This window comes from Streptomyces sp. NBC_00654, assembly GCF_026341775.1.
Lineage (GTDB): Bacteria > Actinomycetota > Actinomycetes > Streptomycetales > Streptomycetaceae > Streptomyces.
In genome coordinates this window covers 1,043,439-1,066,177 of sequence record NZ_JAPEOB010000003.1, presented here as the reverse complement: position 1 = coordinate 1,066,177, position 22,739 = coordinate 1,043,439, and the positions used below count along the sequence as shown (strand labels likewise).

The window sequence follows — 22,739 nt, the reverse complement described above, 5'->3', positions numbered from 1 at the left end:
GGATGGACCTACCTCTTGGCAGCTCGGACCGGGGCTTCTTTCCCGGCCTCGGAATCGTGGGACTGCCCCGAACGGGCTACGGGTCCGTCGGCCGCCGAAACCGCCGCCCGGATCCTCGCCGCCCGGTCCTTCGCCTCCTGGGCCTTCGCCTCCTCGGCGGCGGCCCGCTCCACCTTCTCCGGGGCGACGAAGCGGTAGCCGACATTGCGCACGGTGCCGATCAGCGACTCGTGCTCGGGGCCGAGCTTGGCGCGCAGCCGTCGTACATGGACGTCGACGGTCCGCGTACCGCCGAAGTAGTCGTACCCCCAGACCTCCTGGAGCAGCTGGGCGCGGGTGAAGACGCGGCCCGGGTGCTGGGCGAGGTACTTGAGCAGCTCGAATTCCTTGAAGGTCAGGTCCAGGACCCGGCCCTTCAGCTTGGCGCTGTACGTCGCCTCGTCGACCGAGAGGTCCCCGTTGCGGATCTCCATCGGGGAGTCGTCGGAGGTGATCTGCTGCCGCCCGGTGGCCAGCCGCAGCCGCGCCTCGACCTCCGCCGGGCCGGCCGTGTCCAGCAGGACGTCGTCGATGCCCCAGTCGGCGGTGACGGCGGCGAGACCGCCTTCCGTGACCACGAGGATCAGCGGACAGCCGGGTCCGGTGGACCGCAGCAGCTGACAGAGCGACCGCACCTGCGGAAGATCGCGGCGCCCGTCGATGAGGATGACATCGGCACCGGGGGTGTCGACGAGAGCGGGGCCCTCGGCGGGGGCCACCCGCACGCTGTGCAGCAGGAGGCCGAGGGCGGGGAGCACCTCCGTCGACGGCTGGAGTGCATTCGTGAGAAGCAGCAGTGAACTCATCGCCGCCCACCTGCCTGGTCAGTCGGTCGATCGTCTTGCACGGTTCGCTCGCCCATTACGTCGGTCCTCCTCGTTCCCTGCGAGAGGGGCACTCCCGGGTCGGACCCGGGGGAGTATGCGGCACTGCTTCGTACGGTCATGCGGCTTTACGGATGCGGTCCCGCGCCCTGGGACCGCTGAGCTTGTCGAAACGTCTCCGTAACAACACGCGGAAAGCACAAAAGGACCCGGGGGCTGCTTTGCCCGGATCCTGTTCGCAGCAGAATAGCCCACATGAGTTCTGTGTCCGAGGGCCGATTCCTGAGTTCTTCTGTTTCCTTCCTCACGCCGAACCCCCTTCGCGCCACATTGCTGACCGATGACGGGGTCCCCCTCGAAGCGGTGTACGAACCGTGTACGGCGGGTGCCGGGGCGGCCGGGAGCGGGGCCGGGACCAGGGCCGGGAACGGCGCGCGGACCGATACCGCGATGGTCGTCGCACATGGGTTCACCGGCCATCTGGACCGCCCGGCCGTGCGCCGGGCGGCACGGGTGTTCTCCCAGCGTGCGGCCGTGATCACGTTCTCTTTCCGGGGCCATGGAAGGTCCGGCGGGCGTTCGACCGTGGGTGATCGCGAGGTGCTGGATCTGGCCGCCGCGGTGGCCTGGGCGCGCTCGCTGGGGCATCGGCGGATCATCACGGTCGGGTTCTCCATGGGCGGCTCCGTGGTGCTCCGGCACGGTGCGCTGTATACGGCGGATCCGGCCGGAAAATCCGTCCGGGATTCGCCCCGGGATTCCGTCCAGAATCTGATACGCGACAGTACGGCTGTTCGAGCGGCGGAGTGTGCGGAGTGTCAGGTACCAGCGCTTGAGAGGCACGCAGAGGGGCACGCGGAGGGGCACGCGGAGGCGCACGCCGACGCGGTGGTCGCGGTGAGTGCTCCCGCGCGCTGGTACTACCGGGGTACGGCCCCGATGCGCCGTCTGCACTGGGTGGTCACCCGTCCCACGGGCAGGCTCGTGGGCCGGTACGGATTCCGTACCCGTATCGCCGACGAGGACTGGGACCCCGTACCGCTCTCCCCGGTCGGCGCGGTCCCGCTGATCGCGCCCGCCCCGCTGCTGATCGTGCACGGCGACCAGGACCCGTACTTCCCGCTCGACCACCCGCGGATGCTCGCCGAAGCCGCCGGGGAGGGCGGCGCGGACCTGTGGCTGGAGCGGGGGATGGGGCACGCGGAGAACGCGTCCGACGAGACGCTGCTCACGCGCATCGCCGACTGGGCGGCCGCCACGTGACCCATCATGGACAGCTGACGCACGACGAAAGGGGTGGCGCCATGGCGACGGGGACGATCCGTTACTGGGCTGCGGCCAAGGCAGCCGCGGGGACGGCGGAGGAACCGTACGCGGCGGCGACACTCGCCGAGGCACTCGCCGCGGTGCGCGAACGGCACCCCGGCGAGCTGACCCGGGTACTGCAAAGGTGTTCGTTCCTGATCGACGGTGACCCCGTCGGGACCCGCGGCCATGAGACCGTACGGCTTGCCGAGGGCGGCACGGTCGAGGTGCTCCCGCCGTTCGCAGGAGGGTGAACCGCAGACCATGAGCAGCAGCAGTAGCAACAGCGATCAGCAGTATCCGCAGCCGTACGGTGAGCAGCCGTACGGGCAGGCCTACGGTGAGCAGGCCTACGGGGATCAGTCCTACGCGGAGCAGCCGTACGGCCAGTCCTACGGGGACCAGGCCCACGCTGACCAGTCGTACGGCCGGCCGTACGCGGGGGAGCAGCCTCAGCGGTACGACGGTCAGTCCTACGGTGCTCCGGCGTACGGCGACCCCGCCCACGGGCAGCCGCAGCAGCCGTACGGTGATCAGGCCGCTCCGTACGACGCCTCGTCCCCCTGGCCGACGGGGCAGTCGGAACCGGGGGCCTTCGACCAGGGGGCGACGCAGACCTGGCAGGCGCCGACCTGGGACACCCAGTACCAGCCGACGATCCAGCCGGTGCGGCAGCCCGTGCAGCCCCCGGCACACCAGCAGCCCGTGCAGCACCAGGTCCAGCAGCCCGTACAACCCCCGGCACACCAGCAGCCCGCGCAGCACCAGGTCCAGCAGCCCGTGCAGCAGCACCCGGTCCAGCAGCCCGTGCAGCACCCGGTCGCAGCCCCGGCGCCGTACGCCGCCGATGCCGCGTATCCGCCGCCGCAGGGCGCCTCGGGCTCGTATCCGCTGCCGCCCGAGGTGCCGGACACCTCCCGTACGGCGCCCGCGTCCGCCCCCGCACCGGCTGCCGCGTCCTCGGCGGCGCTCGACGCCTCCGGGTTCAGCGCGCCCACCACCCTCGGCAACAGCCGGATCACCGACGCCCAGCGGGCCCGCGCCGAAGGGCGCTCGCCGATCATCGCGCCGGGCATGCAGCCCGCGGCGATCACCGCCGGGCTCGGTCTGCTGCTTTCCCTCGGTGCCGCGATCGGCCCGTACGCCCTGCTCGTCCCCCTGGTGCTGCTCCAGGCCGTGACGGCCGCCGGATGGTTCCGGCTCAACGGGATGTGGCCGGCCCGCCAGGGCATCGCGCTCGCCTTCGCCGGCGGGCTCGCCGCCGATGTGGCCCTGCTCGCGGCGGGCCGGGAGAACGGCCCCGGCGCGCTCCTGGGCACCCTGGGCATCTGGGTGCTGCTCACGGTCGTCCTGCAACTGCGCAGCCACGCGGGGGCCGACGAGCGGATGTACGGGCTGATGGCCACGCTCGTGTCGGCCGCCCTCGCCGTGCTCGCCGGCGGGCATCTGGCGGCCGTCCCGGACGCCGTGACGGTGGGCGGGGTGGCGGTCGCGGCCGCGGTGCTCGTCAGGGCGCTGCCGCTGCCCGGTGCGGCGTCGGCCGTGATGGCGCTGCTCGCCGCCGCGGGGGCCGGTGCCGTGATGGGCGGCTTCACGGACTTCGGGGCGAAGGGCGCGTTCCTCGGGCTCGCGGCGGGCGTCTGCGCGCTGATCGGGCTGCGGGTGGCGAGCTACGACTACCCGTCCCGGTTCGTCCACATGACGGCTGGAGTGGCGCTGCCGCTCACCGCTGCCGCTCCCGCCGTGTATCTGATCGGCCGTGTGATCGGCTGAGGCCCGAAGTGGGAACCGATCGGGGGTTTCTGATCGTCGATCACCCCGGGTGTCCCGTGCGGCCGCAGTAGGCTCACGGGCCCAGGGGCCGGTCGGGCCCCACGGGGGCCCGGTCGGGTCAGGGTGGGGGAGCAACGGGCATGCGAGCACTGCGAATACTGCTGATCGTCCTGGTGGTGCTGGGCGGCGTCTTCGTCGCCGTCGACCGTGCCGCGGTGTACTTCGCGGAGTCGGAGGCCGAGGGCCGGGTCCGGATCAGCGGGGGCAGCGCGGGCTCCACGGACGTCTCGATCAAGGGTTTCCCGTTCCTGACGCAGATCGCCGGTTCGCGGCTCGACCGGGTGGATGTCGGCCTCACCGGCATCACCACCAGCGCGGGCGGCCGGGTGATCCGGATCAGTGAGATGCGGGCCCAACTGCTCGACGTGAGGATCGGCCCCGGCTACTCCAGCGCGACGGCCGCCCGCGCCACGGGCACGGCGGTCGTCAGCTACCAGGACCTGACCTCCGCGGCCAACGAGGGCGTCGCCGTCGAGTACGGCGGCAAGGGCAAGGTGAAGGTCACCGGCACGGTCGACATCCTCGGCCGCCCGCTCTCGCGCAGCGTGCTCTCCACCGTCACCCTCGTCGACGGCCGGACCATCCGGGTGCACGCGGACAAGGTCCCGGGTGAGGGCATCCCCGGCCTGGAGGACATCGTGCGCGGCAAGACCGACTTCGAGCGGAACATCGGCGGGCTGCCGGACGGTCTGAAGCTGGAGAAGATCGAGGTCACCCCCGACGGCCTGGAGATCTCGGTGACCGGTTCGAACGTGGCCCTCGCCGGCTGACACGGCCCCGGGCCCGAGGGCGGCGGGGAAGTGGTCCGGGAGGCGGAGGGGCGATGCGCCCGGCGGCCGGTCGCCGGGCGGTGGCGGCGCACGCCCCGGCCCTGCCGCATCCCTGATGCGGATTCCCGATCCCCGATCCCTGCTCCAGGTCTCTGATCCCTGCTCCAGGTCCCTGATCCAAATACTGAGACGGTCACGTCCGGTCCTCAGATGAACCCGGCACCCACGTCGCCGGCGCCCCGTCCTCGGCCGTCGGCCATCGCTCCGGAGTCTCGCATCACGGACGATCCCGTCTCATAATTTGACACGACGGTGACATCTCCGCCCGTACCTCCCTACGATCGGACGCATGAAGCGACAGGCGGATCTCACGAAGCGGCGGGCAGTAGACCTGTGCCGCGTCGCCGCCATGCTCTGTCGCACCTTCTGAGCGGGACGTCTTCAGCGTTCTGCTTTCCCCGGCCCTCGGACCACCGTCAGGGCCGAGCCAGTGCTACGTACGCGCCCCGCTCCGCGCATCTGCGCGTACACCCCGCGCCCGCACTCCGCATCACCCCGCCGCAGACTGCCCCGGAGGAGAACACATGAGCCGCAGTGACGTCCTGGTAGACGCCGACTGGGTCGAGGCCCACATCGACGACCCGAAGGTCGCCATCGTCGAGGTCGACGAGGACACCTCGGCCTACGAGAAGAACCACATCAGGAACGCGATCCGGATCGACTGGACCAAGGACCTCCAGGACCCGGTCCGCCGTGACTTCGTCGACCAGGCCGGCTTCGAGAAGCTCCTGTCCGAGAAGGGCATCGCGAACGACACGCTCGTCGTCCTGTACGGCGGCAACAACAACTGGTTCGCCTCGTACGCGTACTGGTACTTCAAGCTGTACGGCCACGAGAACGTCAAGCTTCTCGACGGCGGCCGCAAGAAGTGGGAGCTCGACTCCCGCGACCTGGTCGACACCGTTCCGGCCCGCCCGGCCACCTCGTACAAGGCCAAGCCGCAGGACGAGTCGATCCGCGCCTACCGCGACGACGTCGTGGCGGCCATCGGCAGCCTGAACCTGGTCGACGTGCGGTCGCCCGACGAGTTCAGCGGCAAGCTGCTCGCCCCGGCCCACCTCCCGCAGGAGCAGTCGCAGCGCCCCGGCCACGTGCCGAGCGCCCGCAACATCCCGTGGTCGAAGAACGCCAACGACGACGGCACCTTCAAGTCGGACGACGAGCTCAAGGCCCTCTACGAGGCCGAGAAGGTCGACCTGGCGAAGGACACCATCGCGTACTGCCGCATCGGTGAGCGCTCCGCGCTCACCTGGTTCGTGCTGCACGAGCTGCTCGGCCAGGAGAATGTCAAGAACTACGACGGTTCGTGGACCGAGTACGGCTCCCTCGTCGGCGTGCCGATCGAGCTCGGCGCCGCCAAGTAGTACCGCAGCGCAGTTCCGCGACACGGTTTCCGCGGGACCGCTCGACCGATCAGCAGGACTTCGACCAGAAGGACAGAACACCATGTGTGGAGCACAGGCCGGCGGCCCCGACGCTTCGACGATCAAGCCCGGTGAGACCACCATCCAGGGCAGCGTGACCCGTGACGGCGAGCCCGTCACCGGTTACGTCCGTCTGCTGGACTCGACCGGCGAGTTCACCGCCGAGGTCCCGACCTCGGCGACCGGACAGTTCCGCTTCTACGCGGCCGAGGGCACCTGGACGCTTCGCGCCCTGGTCCCGGGCGGCAGCGCCGACCGTACGGTCGTGGCGCAGACCGGTGGCCTCTCCGAGGTCGCGATCGCCGTCTAGGACACACGCCCTAGTTCCGGCAGACGCGACGCACGCACCGCGCGACGCACGCGCGGCGTACAACGCGCGACGCAGGACCGGCCGAAGGGCCGCACCCCAGGGGGTTGGACGCCACCTGAGCAGGGGTGCGGCCCTTCGCGCCGTCCGGTGGCCGGTGGCCGTACCCGGTGCGCGGCCCGGGTACGCGCGCTCCGGGCCGCGCACGCGCTCTGGGCCGCGCACGGAACCGGACCTACGCTGGAGGTATGTACGCCCGGCGCCGTCGCGGCTATTTCCTGATGATGGGCGGATGCATCGTCCTCTTCGTCTCCGCCTGGGCCGTCGTACGCCTCTGGTCGATGCCGGTAGCCATCGGGATGTGCTTCGTCGCCATGGTCATCCCGCCGGTCGCGGCGATGGTGGCGAACCGGCGCGGCCCGGAGGACCGTTGGTGGGACGACCCGTCCGGCGACCCGAAGTCCGACGAGTGGTGGGACGAGCTCGACGGCAAGAAGCGCCGCCGGTAGGAATGCCTTCCGGCGGACGGGGGAGCCCTCAGTAGACGAGGGCCTGGGTGTCGTCGGCCATGGCTTCCTGTACGAAGACCTGGGCGCCCGCGATCCGTACGCCCTCCAGCAGGTCCTTCTCGGTGAGGTCGCGCCGCGTCGCGCACTGCGTGCAGAGCGTGACGCGCCCGCCCGCCAGGATCGAGTCGAGCAGGTCGGGGAGCGGCGCGGCGTGCGGCAGTTCGAACTCGGCGGCGCGACCGGGCAGGGCGAACCACGAGGACTCCCCGGTCAGCCACAGCGAGACCTCCACACCACTGGCGACGGCCACGGCCGCCACGGTGAAGGCCTGGGAGCAGCGCTCGGCGGATTCGGCCCCTGCGGTCACCTTGATCACGAGCTTCTTCGGCATATGCCGAACTGTAATCGGAGTGCGTGCAACCTCCCCCTGCACCTGTGGGTCAGCTGTGTGCGCAGTATTCGGAATCTGCGCCTCAGGTCTCGTGGGGGGACCCCTTTTGGAACTGAACGACACCATTCCCGACGTTCCGGCGGAGCCACCTTCCGCCCCCGTCGCTCCCGCTGTACCCGCAGTTCCCGCTGTACCCGCAGTTCTTGCTGATTCCACTGTTCCCGACAGCCCCGTACGGCGGCGTCCACGCGGCCGTACGACGCTGCTCATCGCCGCCGCCGCGCTGCTCGGCATCGCCGGAGGTGCCGCCGTCGGCTACGGGATCCAGGCCGAGCGCGCCCCGACGCCGCTGGCCGCACTGTCGCAGCCGGGTCTCGGCTACCCGGCGAAACCGCTGCCCGCCGACAAGGTCCCGGGCCCGCTTCCCGTGGCGCAGGACCGGCAGGTCAGGACGGACGGCGATCTGCGCAAGCTGCTGATCGACCGGCCCAAGGGGGCCGGGAAGGCCGGGCTGGGCCTGCGGGCCGACGACGGCTGGATCGCGCTCGACACGTACGCCCTGACCTTCAAGTCCGAGAACTACATGTTCGAGACGCTGGCGGGGGACGACCTCCGCCGGATCGCGTCCGCCTCATGGCGGCAGGGACAGTACCGGGAGACGCTCGTCAACCTCGTTCAGTTCCGCTCCGCCGCGCTGCTGGGCGCCGAGGCGTACTTCAGCGGCCAGGTGTCGTACATGCCGTCCGAGAGCGAGGGCGCGGGCAACGAGGGCGATCCGATCAAGGGCAGCGGCGAGGGCCGGTACTACGTGTACGACGTCGAGCGGAAGGCGGGCTACCTGCCGTCCTACAAGGCCAGAGCCCTGGCCCGGCGCGGCGACATCGTGGTCGACATCCATGTGTACGACACCGTGCCGATCAGCAAGAAGGACATCCGGAAGCTGGCCGAGCGACAGCTGGAGCGGCTGTGAACGACGAGACGAACCCCTCCGGGCGTGGCACCAGGGTCCGGCGGCTGATACTCACCGTGCTGCCGTTCGTCCTGGTCCTCGGTGCGGTCGGCGGTGCCGGCGCGTACATCAAGAACACCGCGGACACCGCGGACCGCACCGTCGCCACGACCCTCTGGGCGGAGACCGGCGACGAGCCCGGCAAGGACCCGGCCGCCGGGGCCGACCGGGGCCGGGCCACCACCGAGCTGAGCAAGCTGCTGCTGCCGGTGCCCGGGGCCTACCGGCTCGGCCCGGACATCGCCGAGTTCGGCAACGACAGCGAGAGAAGCGGCAAGAAGGCCACGGCCGCGATGAAGGAGATGGGCCGCGGTCTGGCGGGCAAGCAGCGCCGGGAGCTGGACAAGCGCATCGACCGCCTCCGCATCCAGGGCATCGCGCAGCGCTCGTACGTGTCGATGGCCAACGACCTCGTCGTCGAGATCCAGATCTCGAAGATGCGGGACACGAAGGCCGTCCACGACATGTACGAGGGGCAGACGGAGCTGCTGGACGCCATCGGGAGCTTCCGGAAGGGCCCGAAGATCCAGGGTCACAAGAAGGCCGCCTGCTACCGGCTGCCCAAGGACAAGGACAAGGACAAGGACAAGATCGACGGGATGCTCTGCTTCGCGTACGACGGGGAGGCGCTCGTCACGGTCGCGGCGAGCGGCACCGATCCGTTCAGCACGTCCGACGTCGCCGCCCTCGTGAAGGACCAGCTCGACCACATCAAGTCTCCGGGGGAGTACGTATGACCGAGCAGACGGAGACGGAGACGGAGACGAAGGCGGTGACGGCGGCGGAGGCGGAGGCGGTGACGGCGGAGACCGAGGCGGAGGCGGAGGTGCCCCGGCCGGACCCGCGGCCCAAGGCCCCCCGCCGCGTTCTGCGGGCCGTGGCGCGCTGGACCGCCGCCGTGCTGGTGCTCGGCTCGGTCGGCACCGGCACGGCCCTCGGCCTCACCGCGATGGACCGCACGGACGTACCGGGGCTCGCCACCGAGGGCGACGGGCGCTGGGACTACCCCGAGCTGACGCTGCCCGCGCTCCCGGCCGGTGCGCTGCGCCCCTTCAGCGACGGCAACCCCGCCGAGGTGCACCACGCCGACCTGCGGGAGCTGCTGCTGCCCGCCCCGGCCGGAGCGGTGCCGGACAAGAAGCTGACCGGGGACTGGGTCCCCACCGGACAGTTCGTCGCGGAGTACGAGAAGGGGAAGCGGGACGAGGTGTCCCAGCTGATCAAGGACTCCGCGCTGCGGCACATCGCGGCCCGCGGCTGGACCATGCCGGACGGCACCGCGTCCCGGATCTATCTGCTCCAGTTCAACTCCGGAGCCTTCGCGGGCGAGCTGCGCGACGACCTGGGCATCGGCGTCGAGGCCGGTACACCGCTCGCCGGAACCGACGGGATGGAGTTCGACGAGACCTGGGACGCCACAGCGGTGGTGCCGGGCGTCCTCTCGTACACGTTCACCGAGAAGGCCCCGTCCGACGGTGAGCACGTACGCCAGTCGTACGCCGTCGCGGGCGACACCCTCGCCCTGGTCATCCACACCCGGAAGGGCGGGAAGGAGGCGGCGCGCGTCCCGTTCCAGCAGACGCTGATACTCCAGAACCAGCTGCTCGGCTGAGACCTGAACGAGAGGGCCGGTCCCCTACCCATTAGGCTGGGGACCGGCCCTGTACCGCCGTATATCGCTCGTTCCGAGGAGCCCCCGTGCTTGAGGCATTCTTCTCCGCCCTGCTGGTCCTGGTCTGCGTCGGTGTGCTCGCCTTCGCCGGTGTGACCGTGAAGAAGCTGTACCAGGGCCAGCGCTGACCCTCGTCGAACTCCGCCGCTCCCTCACAGATCGTCTGAGACGCCCATGATCTCGATTCCGTCCGACCTCCACCCGGACCTCGTTCCGCTGGCCTTCCTCCTGGGCAACTGGGCGGGCGCGGGGGTTTCCGACTTCCCCGGTGCCGAGAAGTGCAACTTCGGCCAGGAGGTCACCTTCAGCCACGACGGCCGGGACTTCCTGGAGTACGTTTCGCACACCTGGGTGCTCGACGACGAGGGCAACCAGGTCCGGCCGCTGGAGACCGAGTCCGGCTACTGGCGCATCGACAAGGACCGCAAGGTCGAGGTCGTCATGGTCCGTGACCAGGGCATCGTCGAGATCTGGTACGGCGAGCTGGCCGACCAGAAGCCGCAGATCGACCTGGTCACCGACGCGGTGGCCCGGACGGCGGCCTCCGGCCCGTACAGCGGCGGGAAGCGGCTCTACGGGTATGTGAAGAGCGACCTGATGTGGGTCGGCGAGAAGGCGACCCCCGAGGTCGAGCTGCGCCCCTACATGTCGGCGCACCTGAAGAAGGTCGTCACGCCGGAAGAGGTCGCCGAGATGGCGCGGAACCTCGAGGACATGCCCGACGACGGCATCGCGTTCTTCAAGTAGTCCCGGGGAGGGACGGCGGTTCCGGGGACGGCGGTTCCCGAGTCCGGCAGTTCCCGGGGGCTGCGGGGAGGTGCTCATCCGGACCTACACTGGCCGTGTGGTGAGCACCGACTGGAAGACCGATCTTCGGCAGCGTGGCTACCGGCTGACGCCTCAGCGCCAGCTTGTCCTGGAGGCCGTCGACACGCTGGAGCACGCGACGCCCGACGACATCCTCTGCGAGGTGCGCCGGACCGCGTCGGGCGTGAACATCTCCACCGTGTACCGGACCCTGGAGCTCCTGGAGGAGCTCGGACTGGTCAGCCACGCCCACCTCGGGCACGGCGCCCCGACGTACCACCTGGCCGACCGCCACCACCACATCCACCTGGTCTGCCGGGACTGCGCGGACGTCATCGAGGCGGATGTCGACGTGGTCGCGGAATTCACCGCGAAGCTCAGGGACACCTTCGGCTTCGAGACGGACATGAAGCACTTCGCGATCTTCGGCCGTTGCGACGGCTGTGCGGCGAAGGCGCAGCGGGCGGCGGAACAGAAGCCCGAGAACGCCGACGAGCCCGGCAGGGCCGGGAAGGCCGACGAGCTCAAGAACGCCGGCAGGGCCGAGAAGGCCTAGGGCTCAAGGCCGAGGCGGCTTCCCGCCGCCGGGTCGTAGGCTGGGCGCATGAAGAGCCCCCTGCTGTCCCTGCCCGGCGCCGTCCCCGCCGAGGGCCGCGACGAAGGTGTCGCCGCGCACTACGGCGATCTGTTCCGCGAACAACGAGCCCTCGCCGACGGCAGCGGTCTCGTCGACCTGTCGCACCGGGGCGTCGTCACCGTCAGCGGCGACGACCGGCTGGCCTGGCTGCACCTGCTGCTCACCCAGCACGTCAGCGAGCTCCCCCCCGGCCAGGCCACCGAGGCGCTGATCCTGACCTCGAACGGGCACATCGAACACGCGATGTATCTGGTCGACGACGGCGAGCGGGTCTGGATGCACGTCGAGCCGGATACACAGGGCGAGCTCATCGCCTATCTGGACTCGATGAAGTTCTTCTACCGGGTCGAGGTCGCCGACCGTACCGACGACATCGCCGTCGTCCATCTGCCGGCCGGTTCCATCGCCCAGGCGCCCGAGGGCATCGCCGTACGGGAGACCCCGCACGGCCGGGACCTGTTCCTGCCCCGTGCCGATCTGGAGGAGTACGCGGCCGGCCACGGTCCGGTCGCGGGCATCCTGGCGTACGAGGCACTGCGCGTCGAGGCGCACCGCCCGCGCGTCGGCTTCGAGACCGACCACCGCACCATCCCGCACGAGCTGGGCTGGATCGGCTCCGCCGTCCACCTCCAGAAGGGCTGCTACCGGGGCCAGGAGACCGTCGCCCGCGTGCAGAACCTGGGGAAGCCGCCGCGCCGGCTGGTCTTCCTGCATCTGGACGGCAGCGAGGTGCACCTGCCCGGACACGGTACGCCGGTGCGGCTGGCGGCCGACGGGGCGGAGGGCCGGCAGCTCGGCTTCATCACCACCTCGGCCCGGCACCACGAGCTGGGGCCGATCGCCCTGGCGCTGGTGAAGCGGAACGTGGCGGTGGACGCGGAGCTGATCGCGGGGGACACGGCGGCGGCCCAGGAGACGGTCGTCGAGCCGTAGTTCGCCAAGCCGGGCCGAGCCGAGCCGAGCCGAGCCAAGCCGAGCTGGGCTGAGCCGAGCCGAGTCGAGCCGGGCCGAGTTGACCCGGGCCCAGGCTGACCCGGGCCGGGCTCGACCGAGTTGTGCCGCGCCGTACTGATCTGCGCCGTGCCGTGCCGCGCGGTCACACCTCGATCAGTACCGTGAACGGCCCGTGGTTCGTGAGCGAGACGCGCATGTCCGCGCCGAACCGGCCCGTCTCCACCTGTGCTCCGAGCGCCCGCAGCTGCGCCACGACCTCATCGACCAGCGGCTCGGCGATCTCGCCGGGCGCGGCGGCGTTCCAGGTGGGCCGGCGGCCCTTCCGGGCGTCCCCGTAGAGAGTGAACTGCGAAATCACCAGGAGGGGGGCATTCACATCCGAACAGGACTTCTCGCCCTCCAGGATGCGCACCGACCAGAGCTTGCGGGCGAGCTGCGCCGCCTTCTCGGGTGTGTCCCCGTGGGTGACCCCGACCAGCACACACAGTCCTTCGCCGACGATCTCGCCGACGATTCCGGTCTCCGGCGAGCCGTCCGCGGCGCCTGCCACGGAGACGCTCGCGCCGTCCACTCTCTGTACCACTGCACGCATACAGACCAACCTATCTTGGGCTGAACGGGTACAGAGCACCTGCGTGGGCACCCCGCCAAGTGGCACGATGCACGATGTCGGTGTGCCGACGCACCGGTCGAGGGGACGGAACAGCATGAGTACATATGGAGCCGGACAATCTCCCGGGGCCGTACCGGTGCCACGTGCCAGCACCATGCGGCCACCCGTGCAACGGAGCCTGCCGGGGCAGTCAGGACAGTCAGGACAGAGCCCCGCGCCACTGTGCCTGCCCGGTCCGGGCGGCGCGGCCGCCGCGTCCGTACCCGAACAGGGCCTGCTGCCGCCGGTCGTGGCCGTTCCCGGGGCGGACGGGCCGGCCACCGGGCGGGTGCCGGCCGGTTTCGGCGGGCTGCGGCTGCCGGAGCTGCGGACCCTGCGCCGTGACGCGCAGCGCGACGAGGCCGACCTCAGCTACGTACGCCGCCTGGTACAGGGCCGGATCGACATCCTGCGGGCCGAGCTGGCCCGCCGCCGGGACCCGGAGGCGCCGGTGGTGGACCGGCTCTCGGAGATCCTGGCCGACGCTCCCTCGCAGCACCGCACCTCCGCCCGGCACGTCACGCTGACCACGCCGCGCAGCGACGAGTACCGGCGGCTGGCCGCGGAGACGCTCGCCGAGGTCGAGCTGTCCGATCTGGACGCGCGGACCGACGAGGAACTGCACTCGGCGATGGGACGGCTGGTCCGCTATGAGCAGCAGGTTTCCCGTCGTCGTCACCAGCTCCAGCGCACCGCTGACGATTGCAGCGCGGAGATCGCCCGCAGGTACCGTGACGGGGAAGCACAAGTAGACGACCTGCTCGCCTGAAGCGATCCTTCCGGGCACGGGTCCCGCCCCCCGTCCCCGGAAGGCCCACCATGACGTCCACCGGCGCCACCGCTGCCACCGCCGCCACAGCCGCCACCGCTCCCGCCCCGCCCGTGCTGGCCGAGGTCGTCCGGTCCGGTTTCGTCGAGGGCCATCACCGGGGTTCGCTGGTCCTGCTGGCCGCCGACGGCAGTGTGGAGCGGACCTGGGGCGATCCGGCCGCGCCGGTCTTCCCGCGCTCGTCCAACAAACCGATGCAGGCCGCCGCGATCCTGCGGGCCGGGCTCGACCTGTCCGGGGAGCGCCTGGCCCTGGCCGCCGCGAGCCACTCCGGGGAGGACTTCCACCTCGCACTCGTACGCACGGTGCTGGCCGAGCACGGGCTGAGCACCGACGACCTCCGGACCCCGCCCGACCTGCCGCTGGACCCGGTGGAGGCGGAGGCGTACCTCGCCGCCGGTCACGTCCGCGAGCGGATCACGATGAACTGCTCCGGCAAGCACGCGGCGATGCTGGCGGCCTGTGTGCTCAACGGCTGGGACACCGAGACGTATCTCGACCCCGCCCATCCGCTCCAGCGGTTGGTGCTCCAGGTGGTCGAGGAGGCCTCGGGCGAGAGCGTCCCGGCGGTCGGTACGGACGGCTGCGGGGCGCCGCTGATGGCGATCGGTCTGGTCGGGCTGGCGCGGGCGTTCCGGTCGTTCGTGCTGGCGGAGCCGGGAACGGCGGAGCGCCGGGTCGCGGACGCGATGCGCGCCCACCCGGAGTACGTCGCGGGCACCCGGCGTCCCGACACCTGGCTGATGCGCGAAGTGCCGGGCACGCTCTCGAAGATGGGCGCGGAGGCGGTGCAGGCGGTGGCGCTGGCGGACGGCCGGGCGCTGGCCTTCAAGATCGACGACGGTGCGACGCGGGCGCTCGGCCCGGTGCTGGCCCGCGCGCTCGAACTGCTCGGCGTCGACGCTCCGGTGGTGTCCCGGATCGGCCGGGCGCCGCTGCTGGGCGGGGCGGCGGAGGTCGGCGAAATCCGCGCGACATTCTGACGGACGTGTGTCTAGCGTGGGCGCATGAGCCTTGAGGTCCGCACTGTCACCGCGTCCGAGTACCCCGACTGGCTGCGCGCCGTGTCCACCGGTTTCCTCCGTACGGCGAAGGCGACCGAGGAGGAGATCGCCGGCCGGCTGGCACACACCGATCTGTCCCGCGTGCGGGGGGCGTTCGACGACGGGCGCTGGGTGGCGACGTTCCGCTCGTTCGCCCAGGAACTGACCGTCGTCGGCGGCGCCACGGTGCCGGCCGACGCGGTCAGCGGGGTCACGGTGACGCCCACGCACCGCCGCCGCGGGCTGCTGAGCCGGATGATGGCCGCGGACCTGGCGGCGGCGAAGGAGCGCGGCGAGGTGGTCGCGACCCTGGTAGCGGCCGAGTACCCGATCTACGGGCGGTACGGGTTCGGTCCGGCGACCTGGGCCACCCAGTGGGAGATCGACGTCCCGCGGGCCGGGCTGGACCCCCGCTGGGCGGGTCCGTCCGAGGCGGACGGCGGGGGCAGGATCGAGCTGATCGACGGCGCGGAGGTGCGCAAGCTGGGCCCCGAACTGCATGCCCGCTTCGCGGCCCGCCGGCCCGGTGCCGTCAGCCGGGACGAGCGCTGGTGGGAGGTCAACACGGGCACGGTCCCCTCCGCGCACACCGCCTGGACCGAGCCGTTCTACGCGCTCCACCGTTCCGCCGACGGCACCGTCGACGGCCTTGCCGCCTACACCGCGGACGCCAACTGGGGTGACGCGAAGCAGCCGTTGAACAAGGCGACGGTGAAGGAAATGATCGCGGTGACCCCGCGGGCGGAGCGGGCGCTGTGGCACTTCATCTGCTCGATCGACTGGATCACCACGGTCCGCTCGGACTTCCGCGCCCCCGATGACCCGCTGCCCCTGTTCCTCCCGGACCCCCGCGCCGCCCGCATCGTCACCCAGGTGGACTGGCTGTGGGTGCGTGTCCTGGATGTGGTCCGCGCCCTGGAGGCCCGTGGCTACGAGGACGAGGCGGGCCTGGTGCTGGACGTCCAGGACTCCGCGGGCCTGGCCGGGGGCCGCTTCCTGCTGGAGGTCTCCCCGTCCGGGGCGAGCTGCACCCCCACCACGCGGAGCGCCGATCTGACCCTGGACGTACGGGAGTTGGGCACGCTCTACCTGGGTGACGAGTCGGTCCAGCGGCTGGTCGCGCTCGGCCGGGCCGAGGAGCACCGCACCGGCGCCGCCCGGTCGGCGGACCGCGCGCTGCGGACGGCGCGGCGCCCGTGGTGCCCGGACAGCTTCTGAGGCGGGGCGGCTTCCGTCCTGTGGCTCATCGGGTCCGCAGCCTGAACAGCACCCCGGAGAGCCCCACCGCCACCACCAGGATGCCCGCCGCCCAGGCCAGTGCGACCCAGGGGGCGTTGCCCACCGGCTGGTTCAGCAGGAGTCCGCGCAGGGACTCGATGGCCGGGGTGATCGGCTGGTGGTCGGCGAAGCCGCGCAGCCAGCCCGGCATCGAGTCGATCGGGACGAACGCGCTGCTCGGGTACGGCAGGAACGACATGAAGAACGTGAACCCGCCCGCCGCCTCCGGGGTCCTGGCGAGCAGGCCGATCGCCGCCGAGATCCAGGACAGCGCCAGGATGTACGCGAGGAGTACGGCGGCCACGGCGAGCCAGCCCGCCCCGGTGGCCGCCGGGCGGAAGCCGATCAGTACGGCGACGCCGAAGACCAGGGTGGTGGAGACCAGGTTGCGCACGGTGCTCGCCACGACATGTCCGGCCAGCACCGGCGTACCGCCCACGTCCAGTGAGCGGAACCGGTCGATGATGCCGCCCTTCATGTCCTCGCTGACGGCCACCGCCGTGGTGGCGGAGCCGAAGCCGGCGCACAGGAGCAGGACCCCGGGAACGACGTACATGACGTACGGGCCGTGGTCCGCGCCCGTGTCGATCGCGCCGCCGAAGAAGTAGACGAAGATCAGCATCAGCATGACCGGGAGCATCATCGAGGTGATGACGGCGTCGATGTTGCGGCGGCTGACGCGCAGGCTGCGGGCGCTCATGACCGCCGCGTGGGTGAGCACTCCGGGTGCGTCAGACATGGGCCGGTACCTCCGTGGTGAGGGCCAGGAAGACGTCGTCGAGGGTGGCGCTGTGCACGCTGAAGCGCGCCACTTCGGTGCCGGCGGGGTCGATCTCGTCGAGCAGGGCGCGGACATGGGCCGCCGTGCCGTCGGTGGGCAGCCCGAGGGTGAGCGTCCCGGGGGAGTGGTGCACGGCCCGGCCGGCCAGCCGGAGGTAGCCCTCGTGGCTGGTGAGGACGAGGTCGAGGCGGTGCCCGGCGACGCGCGACTTGAGGGTGTCGGCGGTGCCGTCGGCGACGATCCGGCCCTTGTCCAGGACGGCGATCCGGTCCGCGAGCTGGTCGGCCTCCTCCAGATACTGCGTGGTGAGCAGGACCGTCGCGCCGCGGGCGGCGAGGTCGCGCACGACCTGCCAGAGCTGTTGACGGCTGCGCGGGTCGAGGCCGGTCGTGGGCTCGTCGAGGAAGAAGACGCCGGGCTCGGGTGATCCGACCAGCCCGGCCGCCAGGTCGAGGCGGCGGCGCATGCCCCCGGAGTACGTACGTGCCTGGCGGCGGGCCGCGTCGGTGAGGTCGAAGCGGGCGAGGAGTTCCTCGGCCCGGTGCCGTGCGGCGGTGCGCGGGAGGCCGGTCAGCCGGGCCATCATGCGCAGGTTCTCCTCGCCGGTCTGTGTCTCGTCGACGGCGGCGAACTGCCCGGTGAGGCTGATGGTGCGGCGCACCCGGGCGCGGTCGGCGACGACGTCGTACCCGGCCACGCGGGCGGTGCCGGAGTCCGCGGTGGTGAGCGTCGCGAGGATGCGCACGGTGGTGGTCTTGCCCGCGCCGTTGGGGCCGAGCAGGGCGAGGACGGTGGAGCGTTCGACGCTCAGGTCGATGCCGTCCAGGACCCGTACCGCGGGTTTTCCGTAGGACTTGGTGAGGCCGTGGGCCTCGATGGCGGGCCGTGAGCCGGCGGGTGCGCGGTTTCCGCGGGCGCCGCCGTTCCCGGTGCTCCCGCCGCTGCTTCTGCTGCTTCTGCTGTTCTCGGCGATCATGGCCGGTCCCCCTTCTGTGTATGTCATACGCGTTACTGTGTAAGCATTACGCAAAACTAGAATGGTGGTCAAGCGGGGGGCAGGGGTTCCGGAAGCGGAAAAGGGGATTCGATGGCGGAGAAGAGTGGCGTGCCCGGAGGCAGTGACCTGCCGCCCAGCATCGAGGCCGCCTGGGGGCTGCGCGAGCGTCCGGTCAAGGGCCCCAAGCCCGGTCTGAGCCTGGAGCGGATCGTGGACGCGGCCGTGGCCGTGGCGGCGGCCGAGGGGATCGCGGCGGTGTCGATGGGGCGCGTCGCCAAGGACCTGGGCGCGTCCACGATGTCGCTCTACCGGTACGTCTCCGCCAAGGACGAGCTGTTCGTCCTCATGCAGGAGGCGGCCATGGGGCTGCCGTCGCCGCTGCCCGCCCTGGAGACCGGGGCGGGCTGGCGCGAGGCGATCGGCCAGTGGGCCCGGTCGCAGCGCGAGATGTACCACCGGAACCTGTGGATGCTCCGCATCCCGATCGCGGGCCCGCCCGCGAGTCCGCACTCGATCGCCTGGTGGGAGCAGGGCCTCCAGGCGCTGGAGGGCAGCGGGCTGGCGGAGGGCGAGAAGATCTCCGTGATCCTCCTCGTCGGCGGTTTCGTGCGGAACGAGGCGCTGCTGATGAGTGATCTCGCCGCCGCCGTCGAGGAGCGCGGCATTCCCGCCGAGGAGGTCATGGCGGGGTGGGAGCGCACGGTGAAACGGCTCGCCGACCCCGTACGGCATCCGTCGCTGTCCCGACTGCTGGAGGCGGGCGTGATGAGCCAGCCGGACGAGCCCGACCACGAGTTCACCTTCGGCCTCGCGCGGGTGCTGGACGGGGTGGAGGTGCTCGCCCGGCGCGCGGACGCGAACCGGGCCGAGGAAGGGACTCCCGGCGCCGTGGGCGACGGCACGGACGTCAAGGCCGCTTGAGGTCAAGGGCGTAGGCTGCGTGGTCATGGGTGGAGAGAAGGCCGAGAGCGGCGAGAAGTCCGCGACCGGGCAGAATGCAGCGGCCGGGGCGGTGGCGCGGGAGCCCGCCGGACTGCGGGAGCGCAAGAAGCAGCTGACCTATCAGGCGGTCTCCGACGCCGCGATCGCGATGTTCCTGGAACGGGGCTTCGACAAGGTCTCGGTGGCGGAGGTGGCGGCCGCCGCCGATATCTCCAAGCCGACGCTGTTCCGGTACTTCCCCGCCAAGGAGGACCTGGTCCTGCACCGGTTCGCCGACCACGAGGACGAGTCGGCCAGGGTGGTGACGGGCCGGCCGGCCGGGGAGACCCCGCTGGACGCCCTGCGCCGGAACTGCCTGGACGGGCTGGAGCGGCGCGACCCGGTGACCGGGCTCTGCGACGTCCCGCAGGTGCTCGCCTACCAACGGCTGCTGTACGGGACGCCGTCCCTGGTGGCCCGGATGTACGCGTACCAGGGGCGTTCCGAGGCGGCGCTCGCCCGCGCCCTGGGCGACGGGACGGCCGAGCGGCTCGCCGCCGGACAGATCGTCGCCGTACTGCGCATTCTGGCCATGGAGAACTGGCGGCGGATCGACGCGGGGGAGAGCGCGGAGCAGGTGTACGAGTCGGCGGTACGGGCGGCCGAGCTGGCGTTCGCGCAGTTGAGGACGGGGCTGGAGTAGGCGGGGGCGGCCTTCCGGGCGGCGCGGTGCCCGGCTCCCGGGCGGGAGGGGTGCCCGCAAGTTCCGTGCGGGAGCCCCGGCCGGGAGGCCCGTGCGGGAGGGGCCCGAGGGGTCAGCCTGCCAGCAGCGCGGTGGCCAGCTCGTCACGGCGGTCGGCCAGCCAGGCCTGATGCCGGTCCCAGCGCCCCCAGCCGCCGCCCTGCTCAAGTGCCTCCGCATACACGGGATCCCCGCCCGCCACGCGCCGCTCGACGAAGGCCCGGCACACGCCCGTCGCCTCTTCGATCACACGCGGCAGCGCGGCCCGGTCCGCCCGTCCCAGCCCGTAGCCGTCGGCCAGCACCCGGAGCCGGTGCGCCCGGTCGAGGCCGTCGCGGCCCGACATCGGCACCCAGTAGCGGGCCGTCATCGCGACGTCCCACAGCGGCCGGCCGGGGGCGGCCTGGTCGAAGTCGATGAGGGCGGCGGCACGGCCGTCGCGGAACACCACGTTCTCCAGGCACACGTCGTTGTGGCACAGCAGCGCCCCGGCGGCGCCTGCGCCCTGTGGATCGGCCAGCTCGGCGGACCACCCGGCGGCGGCATCGAGGGGGAGGCCCGCCGCGGCCGAGTGCAGCCGCCGGAGCAGGGCACCCACCGAACGCAGCGCGCCGTCCGTCCACGCCCACGGCGGGTGCGGCGGGACCGCGACGTCCCCGGGCACGTACGAGAGGCGTTCGCGGCGGCCGGAGCCGGTGATTCCCAGGGGTACGGGAACCCCGTCGAAGCCCTCGGCGGCCAGCGCCCGGAGGTGGGCGTGCAGGGCGGCGGCGTGCGGCGGGGCGGGCCGCTCCACGATGTCGCCGTGCCGGACGACGGCCCCGGCGTTGGCCATCCCGCCCGGCATCACCTCGCCGCCCATGTGCCCTCCTCCGCCGTGCCGTCACTGGCCGCGTCCTGCGGAGCGTCGTCCAGCACGGGGCCCAACGCACGCTCCAGGTCCGCGGGTTCACGGAAGAGTACGCCGGTCATCCCCAGCGCGACGGCGGCAGCGATGTTCTCCCGCCGGTCGTCCACGAACAGACACCGCTCCATCGGTACGCCGGCCCGCGCCGCCGCGATCTCGTAGATGGCCCGGTCCGGCTTGGCCACACCCTCCGCGGCGCTGCTCACGATCTCGTGGGCCAGATCCGTGAGCCCCAACGAGGCCAGGTCGTCGTCCAGTTGGAGGGACGCGTTGGTGACGAGCACCAGCGGGACGCGGGCCCTGGCCCGCCGCAGCAGCGAGACCACCGCCGGGTCCGCCCGGAACGGTGCCCGCGCGAGCGCCCGGCCCAGTTCACGGGCCCACGCGTCAGGCCTGCGGCTTCCCGCCCCGGCACCGCCCGCCCCCGCCGTCGGCTCGTCCGTCACCGGGTGGTCCGTCACCGGCTCGTCCGTCACCGGGTGGTCCGTGCCCCGGCCGTGCGCCCGCCGGCCGGCCGGGAGGTCCATCAGCCCCCGGGCGATGGCCTCCACCCATTCGTCCGGGGTGATCCGGCCGAGGAGCAGGGGCAGGTCGACCTCGGGGGCGTACGCCACCTCCGTCGTGGTGCCCGCCGCCAGGCCCGCGGCCCGTTCCAGTTCGGCCAGCCCCGCCAGGTCGTAGAACCGGATCACGTTGTCCAGATCGCACAGCACCGCGTCGAAGGGGGCGTACGGGGCGCCCGCCTCGGGCGGCGATCCCGTTGAGCAGGGCCACATCCCGGGCTCCGTTTCAGATCGTTCGCGTAGGTGCTCGCATCGTAAGGGCTGTCCCGCAATCCCTGGCGGGCGCGCGACGACAGGCCGTACCGCCCCCCGTTTCACCCGGCTTCACTCGGCGCGCTGCCATCCGGCGGTGCGTTCCGGGAGCGGGAACATCGTGCTCAGGCGGGGCAGTCGACGGGCCGCTTCCTCCGTGTGCCGTACGTCCCACGCCTCACCGTCCGGCTCGGGGTTGCAGGGGTGCTCGATGCCCTCGGCGTCCAGTGCCGCCTCCAGCCCCTCCTCCTCGCCCGTCAGCTTCTCGTACGCCCCGGCCGCGACGTAGTCGAGGCCCTCCCACTCGGGCCACTCGTCGTCCGGCCAGGCGCTCAGGGGCCGGCCGGCCAGCCGGCGCAGTTCGGCGATGTCCGCCAGCGCGTCCGGATCGGCCACCACCTTGTGGAAGTCCTCGCGGCCGAGGCCCACCACCCAGAACTGGAAGTACCAGAAGCTGTCGTCGGAACACGAGCCGCCGAATATCTGCTCGGCGGCCGCCCACATCTCCCAGGTGTCGACCCGCTGCCGGAGGCGGTGCAGCTGGATCTGGAACCGCACGACCTCGCGCAACGGCCGTTCGGCGAGCCGGTCGCCGAGCAGTTCCTCGCGTTCGTCACGGCCGGTCGCCCGCCGCCGCGAGTCCTCGATCAGCGCCCAGAAGTCCTCGAAGCTCTCTTCTTCCATGACCGCACTGTGCCAGCCGGGTATGACAGTGACTCAGAGCACCGGACGCAGAGCACCGGACGCAGAGCACAGGGTGGCGGTGCCGGGCGCGGGCGTAGCGTGAACGGCATGAGCCTCGAACGTGCCGCCACCCGCACCTCCGTCGCGACGCTGACCGCTCTGGCCGGGCTGCACGTCGCCTGGGGGCTGGGTTCGTCGTGGCCCCTGCCCGACCGGGAGTCCTTCGCCGACGCGCTGGCCGGCCGGCCGTCCCCGCCCGGCCCGGGGGCGTGTTTCGCGGTCGCGGGGGCGCTGGGAACCGCCGCCCTCCTGGTCGCGGGGCGGCCCCGGCGCACCCCGGCGCTGTCCCGCCTCGGCGCGGCCGGTGTCGCGGGCGTACTGGCACTGCGCGGCGCGGCCGGGCTCTCGGGCCGTACCGACCTGCTGTCCCCGGGCTCGGCCTCGGCCCGCTTCCGCCGCCTCGACCGCGTCGCCTACTCGCCGCTGTGTCTGGCGCTGGCCGCCGCCACGGCGACCGCCGTCGGGACGCGCGGGACAACGGCGAAGTAG

Annotated in this window: 28 protein-coding genes; 20 read left to right on the top strand and 8 right to left on the bottom strand. The window is 71.9% G+C overall.

Translation table 11 applies throughout. The annotated features are described in order from the left end of the window. Positions 1 to 8 precede the first annotated feature (8 nt). Positions 9 to 845, bottom strand: coding sequence for a response regulator transcription factor (locus tag OHA98_RS37265; protein WP_266932258.1), 837 nt, complete (start codon positions 843 to 845; stop codon positions 9 to 11). 273 nt (positions 846 to 1,118) lie between these two features. Between OHA98_RS37265 and OHA98_RS37260 the strand changes: the two genes are divergently transcribed. The 8 genes from OHA98_RS37260 to OHA98_RS37230 all read left to right on the top strand — a co-directional run bounded on the left by OHA98_RS37260 (position 1,119) and on the right by OHA98_RS37230 (position 7,071). Continuing rightward, positions 1,119 to 2,126, top strand: coding sequence for an alpha/beta hydrolase (locus OHA98_RS37260; RefSeq protein WP_266932256.1), 1,008 nt, complete (start codon positions 1,119 to 1,121; stop codon positions 2,124 to 2,126). Positions 2,127 to 2,167: 41 nt separating this feature from the next. Then, positions 2,168 to 2,422: a MoaD/ThiS family protein gene (locus OHA98_RS37255; protein ID WP_266932254.1), complete on the top strand. Its 255-nt coding sequence runs from the start codon at positions 2,168 to 2,170 to the stop codon at positions 2,420 to 2,422. Positions 2,423 to 2,432: 10 nt separating this feature from the next. Next, a complete protein-coding gene (locus OHA98_RS37250; protein WP_266932252.1) occupies positions 2,433 to 3,941 on the top strand; it encodes a hypothetical protein in 1,509 nt (502 codons plus the stop codon). Positions 3,942 to 4,081: 140 nt separating this feature from the next. Then, positions 4,082 to 4,771 (top strand): DUF2993 domain-containing protein, encoded by a 690-nt coding sequence (locus OHA98_RS37245; protein ID WP_266932250.1) that lies wholly within the window; start codon positions 4,082 to 4,084, stop codon positions 4,769 to 4,771. 349 nt (positions 4,772 to 5,120) lie between these two features. Further along, positions 5,121 to 5,201: a putative leader peptide gene (locus OHA98_RS43020; RefSeq protein WP_350310325.1), complete on the top strand. Its 81-nt coding sequence runs from the start codon at positions 5,121 to 5,123 to the stop codon at positions 5,199 to 5,201. Between the two features lie 154 nt (positions 5,202 to 5,355). Then, positions 5,356 to 6,195 (top strand): sulfurtransferase, encoded by an 840-nt coding sequence (locus OHA98_RS37240; RefSeq protein ID WP_266932248.1) that lies wholly within the window; start codon positions 5,356 to 5,358, stop codon positions 6,193 to 6,195. A gap of 82 nt (positions 6,196 to 6,277) precedes the next feature. After that, complete coding sequence (locus OHA98_RS37235; protein ID WP_003968135.1) at positions 6,278 to 6,565, top strand: DUF1416 domain-containing protein; 288 nt, start codon at positions 6,278 to 6,280, stop codon at positions 6,563 to 6,565. 245 nt (positions 6,566 to 6,810) lie between these two features. After that, positions 6,811 to 7,071: a DUF3099 domain-containing protein gene (locus OHA98_RS37230; RefSeq protein ID WP_266932246.1), complete on the top strand. Its 261-nt coding sequence runs from the start codon at positions 6,811 to 6,813 to the stop codon at positions 7,069 to 7,071. Between the two features lie 28 nt (positions 7,072 to 7,099). Here OHA98_RS37230 and OHA98_RS37225 read toward each other — a convergent pair whose 3' ends face one another. Next, a complete protein-coding gene (locus tag OHA98_RS37225) occupies positions 7,100 to 7,462 on the bottom strand; it encodes a DsrE family protein (RefSeq protein ID WP_266932244.1) in 363 nt (120 codons plus the stop codon). A 262-nt stretch (positions 7,463 to 7,724) separates the two neighbouring features. Between OHA98_RS37225 and OHA98_RS37220 the strand changes: the two genes are divergently transcribed. The 6 genes from OHA98_RS37220 to OHA98_RS37195 all read left to right on the top strand — a co-directional run bounded on the left by OHA98_RS37220 (position 7,725) and on the right by OHA98_RS37195 (position 12,520). Continuing rightward, positions 7,725 to 8,432: a hypothetical protein gene (locus OHA98_RS37220; protein ID WP_266932599.1), complete on the top strand. Its 708-nt coding sequence runs from the start codon at positions 7,725 to 7,727 to the stop codon at positions 8,430 to 8,432. Then, positions 8,429 to 9,208 carry a hypothetical protein gene (locus tag OHA98_RS37215; RefSeq protein WP_266932242.1) on the top strand — a complete coding sequence of 260 codons (780 nt, stop codon included), beginning with the start codon at positions 8,429 to 8,431 and terminating at the stop codon, positions 9,206 to 9,208. The genes OHA98_RS37220 and OHA98_RS37215 overlap by 4 nt, the downstream gene beginning before the upstream one ends. After that, positions 9,205 to 10,083 carry a hypothetical protein gene (locus OHA98_RS37210; RefSeq protein ID WP_266932240.1) on the top strand — a complete coding sequence of 293 codons (879 nt, stop codon included), beginning with the start codon at positions 9,205 to 9,207 and terminating at the stop codon, positions 10,081 to 10,083. The genes OHA98_RS37215 and OHA98_RS37210 overlap by 4 nt, the downstream gene beginning before the upstream one ends. A gap of 234 nt (positions 10,084 to 10,317) precedes the next feature. Beyond that, entirely contained in the window at positions 10,318 to 10,890 is a 573-nt protein-coding gene (locus tag OHA98_RS37205) for an FABP family protein (protein WP_266932238.1), read from the top strand. Between the two features lie 97 nt (positions 10,891 to 10,987). Then, the gene (locus tag OHA98_RS37200) at positions 10,988 to 11,506 is read left to right on the top strand and encodes a Fur family transcriptional regulator (protein WP_266932236.1); all 519 of its coding nucleotides are present in this window, start codon (positions 10,988 to 10,990) and stop codon (positions 11,504 to 11,506) included. A 48-nt stretch (positions 11,507 to 11,554) separates the two neighbouring features. Continuing rightward, positions 11,555 to 12,520 (top strand): folate-binding protein YgfZ, encoded by a 966-nt coding sequence (locus tag OHA98_RS37195; RefSeq protein WP_266932234.1) that lies wholly within the window; start codon positions 11,555 to 11,557, stop codon positions 12,518 to 12,520. A gap of 163 nt (positions 12,521 to 12,683) precedes the next feature. Here OHA98_RS37195 and dtd read toward each other — a convergent pair whose 3' ends face one another. Next, a complete protein-coding gene (gene dtd / locus OHA98_RS37190) occupies positions 12,684 to 13,133 on the bottom strand; it encodes a D-aminoacyl-tRNA deacylase (RefSeq protein ID WP_266932232.1) in 450 nt (149 codons plus the stop codon). A 115-nt stretch (positions 13,134 to 13,248) separates the two neighbouring features. Here dtd and OHA98_RS37185 point away from each other — a divergent pair, with 115 nt between their 5' ends. The 3 genes from OHA98_RS37185 to OHA98_RS37175 are packed head-to-tail and all read left to right on the top strand — an operon-like array spanning position 13,249 to position 16,283. After that, positions 13,249 to 13,962 carry an ABC transporter substrate-binding protein gene (locus OHA98_RS37185; protein WP_266932230.1) on the top strand — a complete coding sequence of 238 codons (714 nt, stop codon included), beginning with the start codon at positions 13,249 to 13,251 and terminating at the stop codon, positions 13,960 to 13,962. Positions 13,963 to 14,012: 50 nt separating this feature from the next. Next, positions 14,013 to 15,005: an asparaginase gene (locus OHA98_RS37180; protein ID WP_266932228.1), complete on the top strand. Its 993-nt coding sequence runs from the start codon at positions 14,013 to 14,015 to the stop codon at positions 15,003 to 15,005. Positions 15,006 to 15,029: 24 nt separating this feature from the next. Next, positions 15,030 to 16,283 (top strand): GNAT family N-acetyltransferase, encoded by a 1,254-nt coding sequence (locus tag OHA98_RS37175; protein WP_266932226.1) that lies wholly within the window; start codon positions 15,030 to 15,032, stop codon positions 16,281 to 16,283. Between the two features lie 25 nt (positions 16,284 to 16,308). Here the strand turns inward: OHA98_RS37175 and OHA98_RS37170 are convergent, their stop codons facing one another. Next, on the bottom strand, positions 16,309 to 17,082 hold the full coding sequence (locus OHA98_RS37170; protein ID WP_266932224.1) for an ABC transporter permease: 774 nt from the start codon (positions 17,080 to 17,082) through the stop codon (positions 16,309 to 16,311). Then, on the bottom strand, positions 17,075 to 18,127 hold the full coding sequence (locus OHA98_RS37165; RefSeq protein ID WP_266932222.1) for an ATP-binding cassette domain-containing protein: 1,053 nt from the start codon (positions 18,125 to 18,127) through the stop codon (positions 17,075 to 17,077). The genes OHA98_RS37170 and OHA98_RS37165 overlap by 8 nt, the downstream gene beginning before the upstream one ends. 84 nt (positions 18,128 to 18,211) lie before the next feature. Here OHA98_RS37165 and OHA98_RS37160 point away from each other — a divergent pair, with 84 nt between their 5' ends. Continuing rightward, complete coding sequence (locus OHA98_RS37160) at positions 18,212 to 19,042, top strand: TetR/AcrR family transcriptional regulator C-terminal domain-containing protein (RefSeq protein WP_266932220.1); 831 nt, start codon at positions 18,212 to 18,214, stop codon at positions 19,040 to 19,042. A gap of 25 nt (positions 19,043 to 19,067) precedes the next feature. Then, positions 19,068 to 19,745 (top strand): TetR family transcriptional regulator, encoded by a 678-nt coding sequence (locus tag OHA98_RS37155; protein ID WP_266932218.1) that lies wholly within the window; start codon positions 19,068 to 19,070, stop codon positions 19,743 to 19,745. 112 nt (positions 19,746 to 19,857) lie between these two features. On the opposite strand, the gene OHA98_RS37150 is transcribed toward OHA98_RS37155, so the two are convergent. The 3 genes from OHA98_RS37150 to OHA98_RS37140 form a co-directional block, all read right to left on the bottom strand. After that, positions 19,858 to 20,646, bottom strand: a complete 789-nt coding sequence (locus OHA98_RS37150) for a phosphotransferase enzyme family protein (RefSeq protein WP_266932216.1) — start codon at positions 20,644 to 20,646, stop codon at positions 19,858 to 19,860. Continuing rightward, positions 20,631 to 21,467, bottom strand: coding sequence for an HAD family hydrolase (locus OHA98_RS37145; protein WP_266932214.1), 837 nt, complete (start codon positions 21,465 to 21,467; stop codon positions 20,631 to 20,633). The genes OHA98_RS37150 and OHA98_RS37145 overlap by 16 nt, the downstream gene beginning before the upstream one ends. Before the next feature lie 111 nt (positions 21,468 to 21,578). Further along, the gene (locus OHA98_RS37140) at positions 21,579 to 22,190 is read right to left on the bottom strand and encodes a DUF4240 domain-containing protein (protein WP_266932212.1); all 612 of its coding nucleotides are present in this window, start codon (positions 22,188 to 22,190) and stop codon (positions 21,579 to 21,581) included. 108 nt (positions 22,191 to 22,298) lie between these two features. Between OHA98_RS37140 and OHA98_RS37135 the strand changes: the two genes are divergently transcribed. Further along, positions 22,299 to 22,739 carry a DUF3995 domain-containing protein gene (locus tag OHA98_RS37135; RefSeq protein WP_266932210.1) on the top strand — a complete coding sequence of 147 codons (441 nt, stop codon included), beginning with the start codon at positions 22,299 to 22,301 and terminating at the stop codon, positions 22,737 to 22,739.

What these genes read in the sequence shown, in the direction of transcription:
- OHA98_RS37265 (WP_266932258.1), bottom strand. Translation starts at nt 845, where the DNA reads ATGAGTTCACTGCTGCTTCTCACGAATGCACTCCAGCCGTCGACGGAG.
- OHA98_RS37260 (WP_266932256.1), top strand. Translation starts at nt 1,119, where the DNA reads ATGAGTTCTGTGTCCGAGGGCCGATTCCTGAGTTCTTCTGTTTCCTTC.
- OHA98_RS37255 (WP_266932254.1), top strand. Translation starts at nt 2,168, where the DNA reads ATGGCGACGGGGACGATCCGTTACTGGGCTGCGGCCAAGGCAGCCGCG.
- OHA98_RS37250 (WP_266932252.1), top strand. Translation starts at nt 2,433, where the DNA reads ATGAGCAGCAGCAGTAGCAACAGCGATCAGCAGTATCCGCAGCCGTAC.
- OHA98_RS37245 (WP_266932250.1), top strand. Translation starts at nt 4,082, where the DNA reads ATGCGAGCACTGCGAATACTGCTGATCGTCCTGGTGGTGCTGGGCGGC.
- OHA98_RS43020 (WP_350310325.1), top strand. Translation starts at nt 5,121, where the DNA reads ATGAAGCGACAGGCGGATCTCACGAAGCGGCGGGCAGTAGACCTGTGC.
- OHA98_RS37240 (WP_266932248.1), top strand. Translation starts at nt 5,356, where the DNA reads ATGAGCCGCAGTGACGTCCTGGTAGACGCCGACTGGGTCGAGGCCCAC.
- OHA98_RS37235 (WP_003968135.1), top strand. Translation starts at nt 6,278, where the DNA reads ATGTGTGGAGCACAGGCCGGCGGCCCCGACGCTTCGACGATCAAGCCC.
- OHA98_RS37230 (WP_266932246.1), top strand. Translation starts at nt 6,811, where the DNA reads ATGTACGCCCGGCGCCGTCGCGGCTATTTCCTGATGATGGGCGGATGC.
- OHA98_RS37225 (WP_266932244.1), bottom strand. Translation starts at nt 7,462, where the DNA reads ATGCCGAAGAAGCTCGTGATCAAGGTGACCGCAGGGGCCGAATCCGCC.
- OHA98_RS37210 (WP_266932240.1), top strand. Translation starts at nt 9,205, where the DNA reads ATGACCGAGCAGACGGAGACGGAGACGGAGACGAAGGCGGTGACGGCG.
- OHA98_RS37205 (WP_266932238.1), top strand. Translation starts at nt 10,318, where the DNA reads ATGATCTCGATTCCGTCCGACCTCCACCCGGACCTCGTTCCGCTGGCC.
- OHA98_RS37195 (WP_266932234.1), top strand. Translation starts at nt 11,555, where the DNA reads ATGAAGAGCCCCCTGCTGTCCCTGCCCGGCGCCGTCCCCGCCGAGGGC.
- dtd (WP_266932232.1), bottom strand. Translation starts at nt 13,133, where the DNA reads ATGCGTGCAGTGGTACAGAGAGTGGACGGCGCGAGCGTCTCCGTGGCA.
- OHA98_RS37185 (WP_266932230.1), top strand. Translation starts at nt 13,249, where the DNA reads ATGAGTACATATGGAGCCGGACAATCTCCCGGGGCCGTACCGGTGCCA.
- OHA98_RS37180 (WP_266932228.1), top strand. Translation starts at nt 14,013, where the DNA reads ATGACGTCCACCGGCGCCACCGCTGCCACCGCCGCCACAGCCGCCACC.
- OHA98_RS37175 (WP_266932226.1), top strand. Translation starts at nt 15,030, where the DNA reads ATGAGCCTTGAGGTCCGCACTGTCACCGCGTCCGAGTACCCCGACTGG.
- OHA98_RS37170 (WP_266932224.1), bottom strand. Translation starts at nt 17,082, where the DNA reads ATGTCTGACGCACCCGGAGTGCTCACCCACGCGGCGGTCATGAGCGCC.
- OHA98_RS37165 (WP_266932222.1), bottom strand. Translation starts at nt 18,127, where the DNA reads ATGACATACACAGAAGGGGGACCGGCCATGATCGCCGAGAACAGCAGA.
- OHA98_RS37160 (WP_266932220.1), top strand. Translation starts at nt 18,212, where the DNA reads ATGGCGGAGAAGAGTGGCGTGCCCGGAGGCAGTGACCTGCCGCCCAGC.
- OHA98_RS37155 (WP_266932218.1), top strand. Translation starts at nt 19,068, where the DNA reads ATGGGTGGAGAGAAGGCCGAGAGCGGCGAGAAGTCCGCGACCGGGCAG.
- OHA98_RS37150 (WP_266932216.1), bottom strand. Translation starts at nt 20,646, where the DNA reads ATGGGCGGCGAGGTGATGCCGGGCGGGATGGCCAACGCCGGGGCCGTC.
- OHA98_RS37145 (WP_266932214.1), bottom strand. Translation starts at nt 21,467, where the DNA reads ATGTGGCCCTGCTCAACGGGATCGCCGCCCGAGGCGGGCGCCCCGTAC.
- OHA98_RS37140 (WP_266932212.1), bottom strand. Translation starts at nt 22,190, where the DNA reads ATGGAAGAAGAGAGCTTCGAGGACTTCTGGGCGCTGATCGAGGACTCG.
- OHA98_RS37135 (WP_266932210.1), top strand. Translation starts at nt 22,299, where the DNA reads ATGAGCCTCGAACGTGCCGCCACCCGCACCTCCGTCGCGACGCTGACC.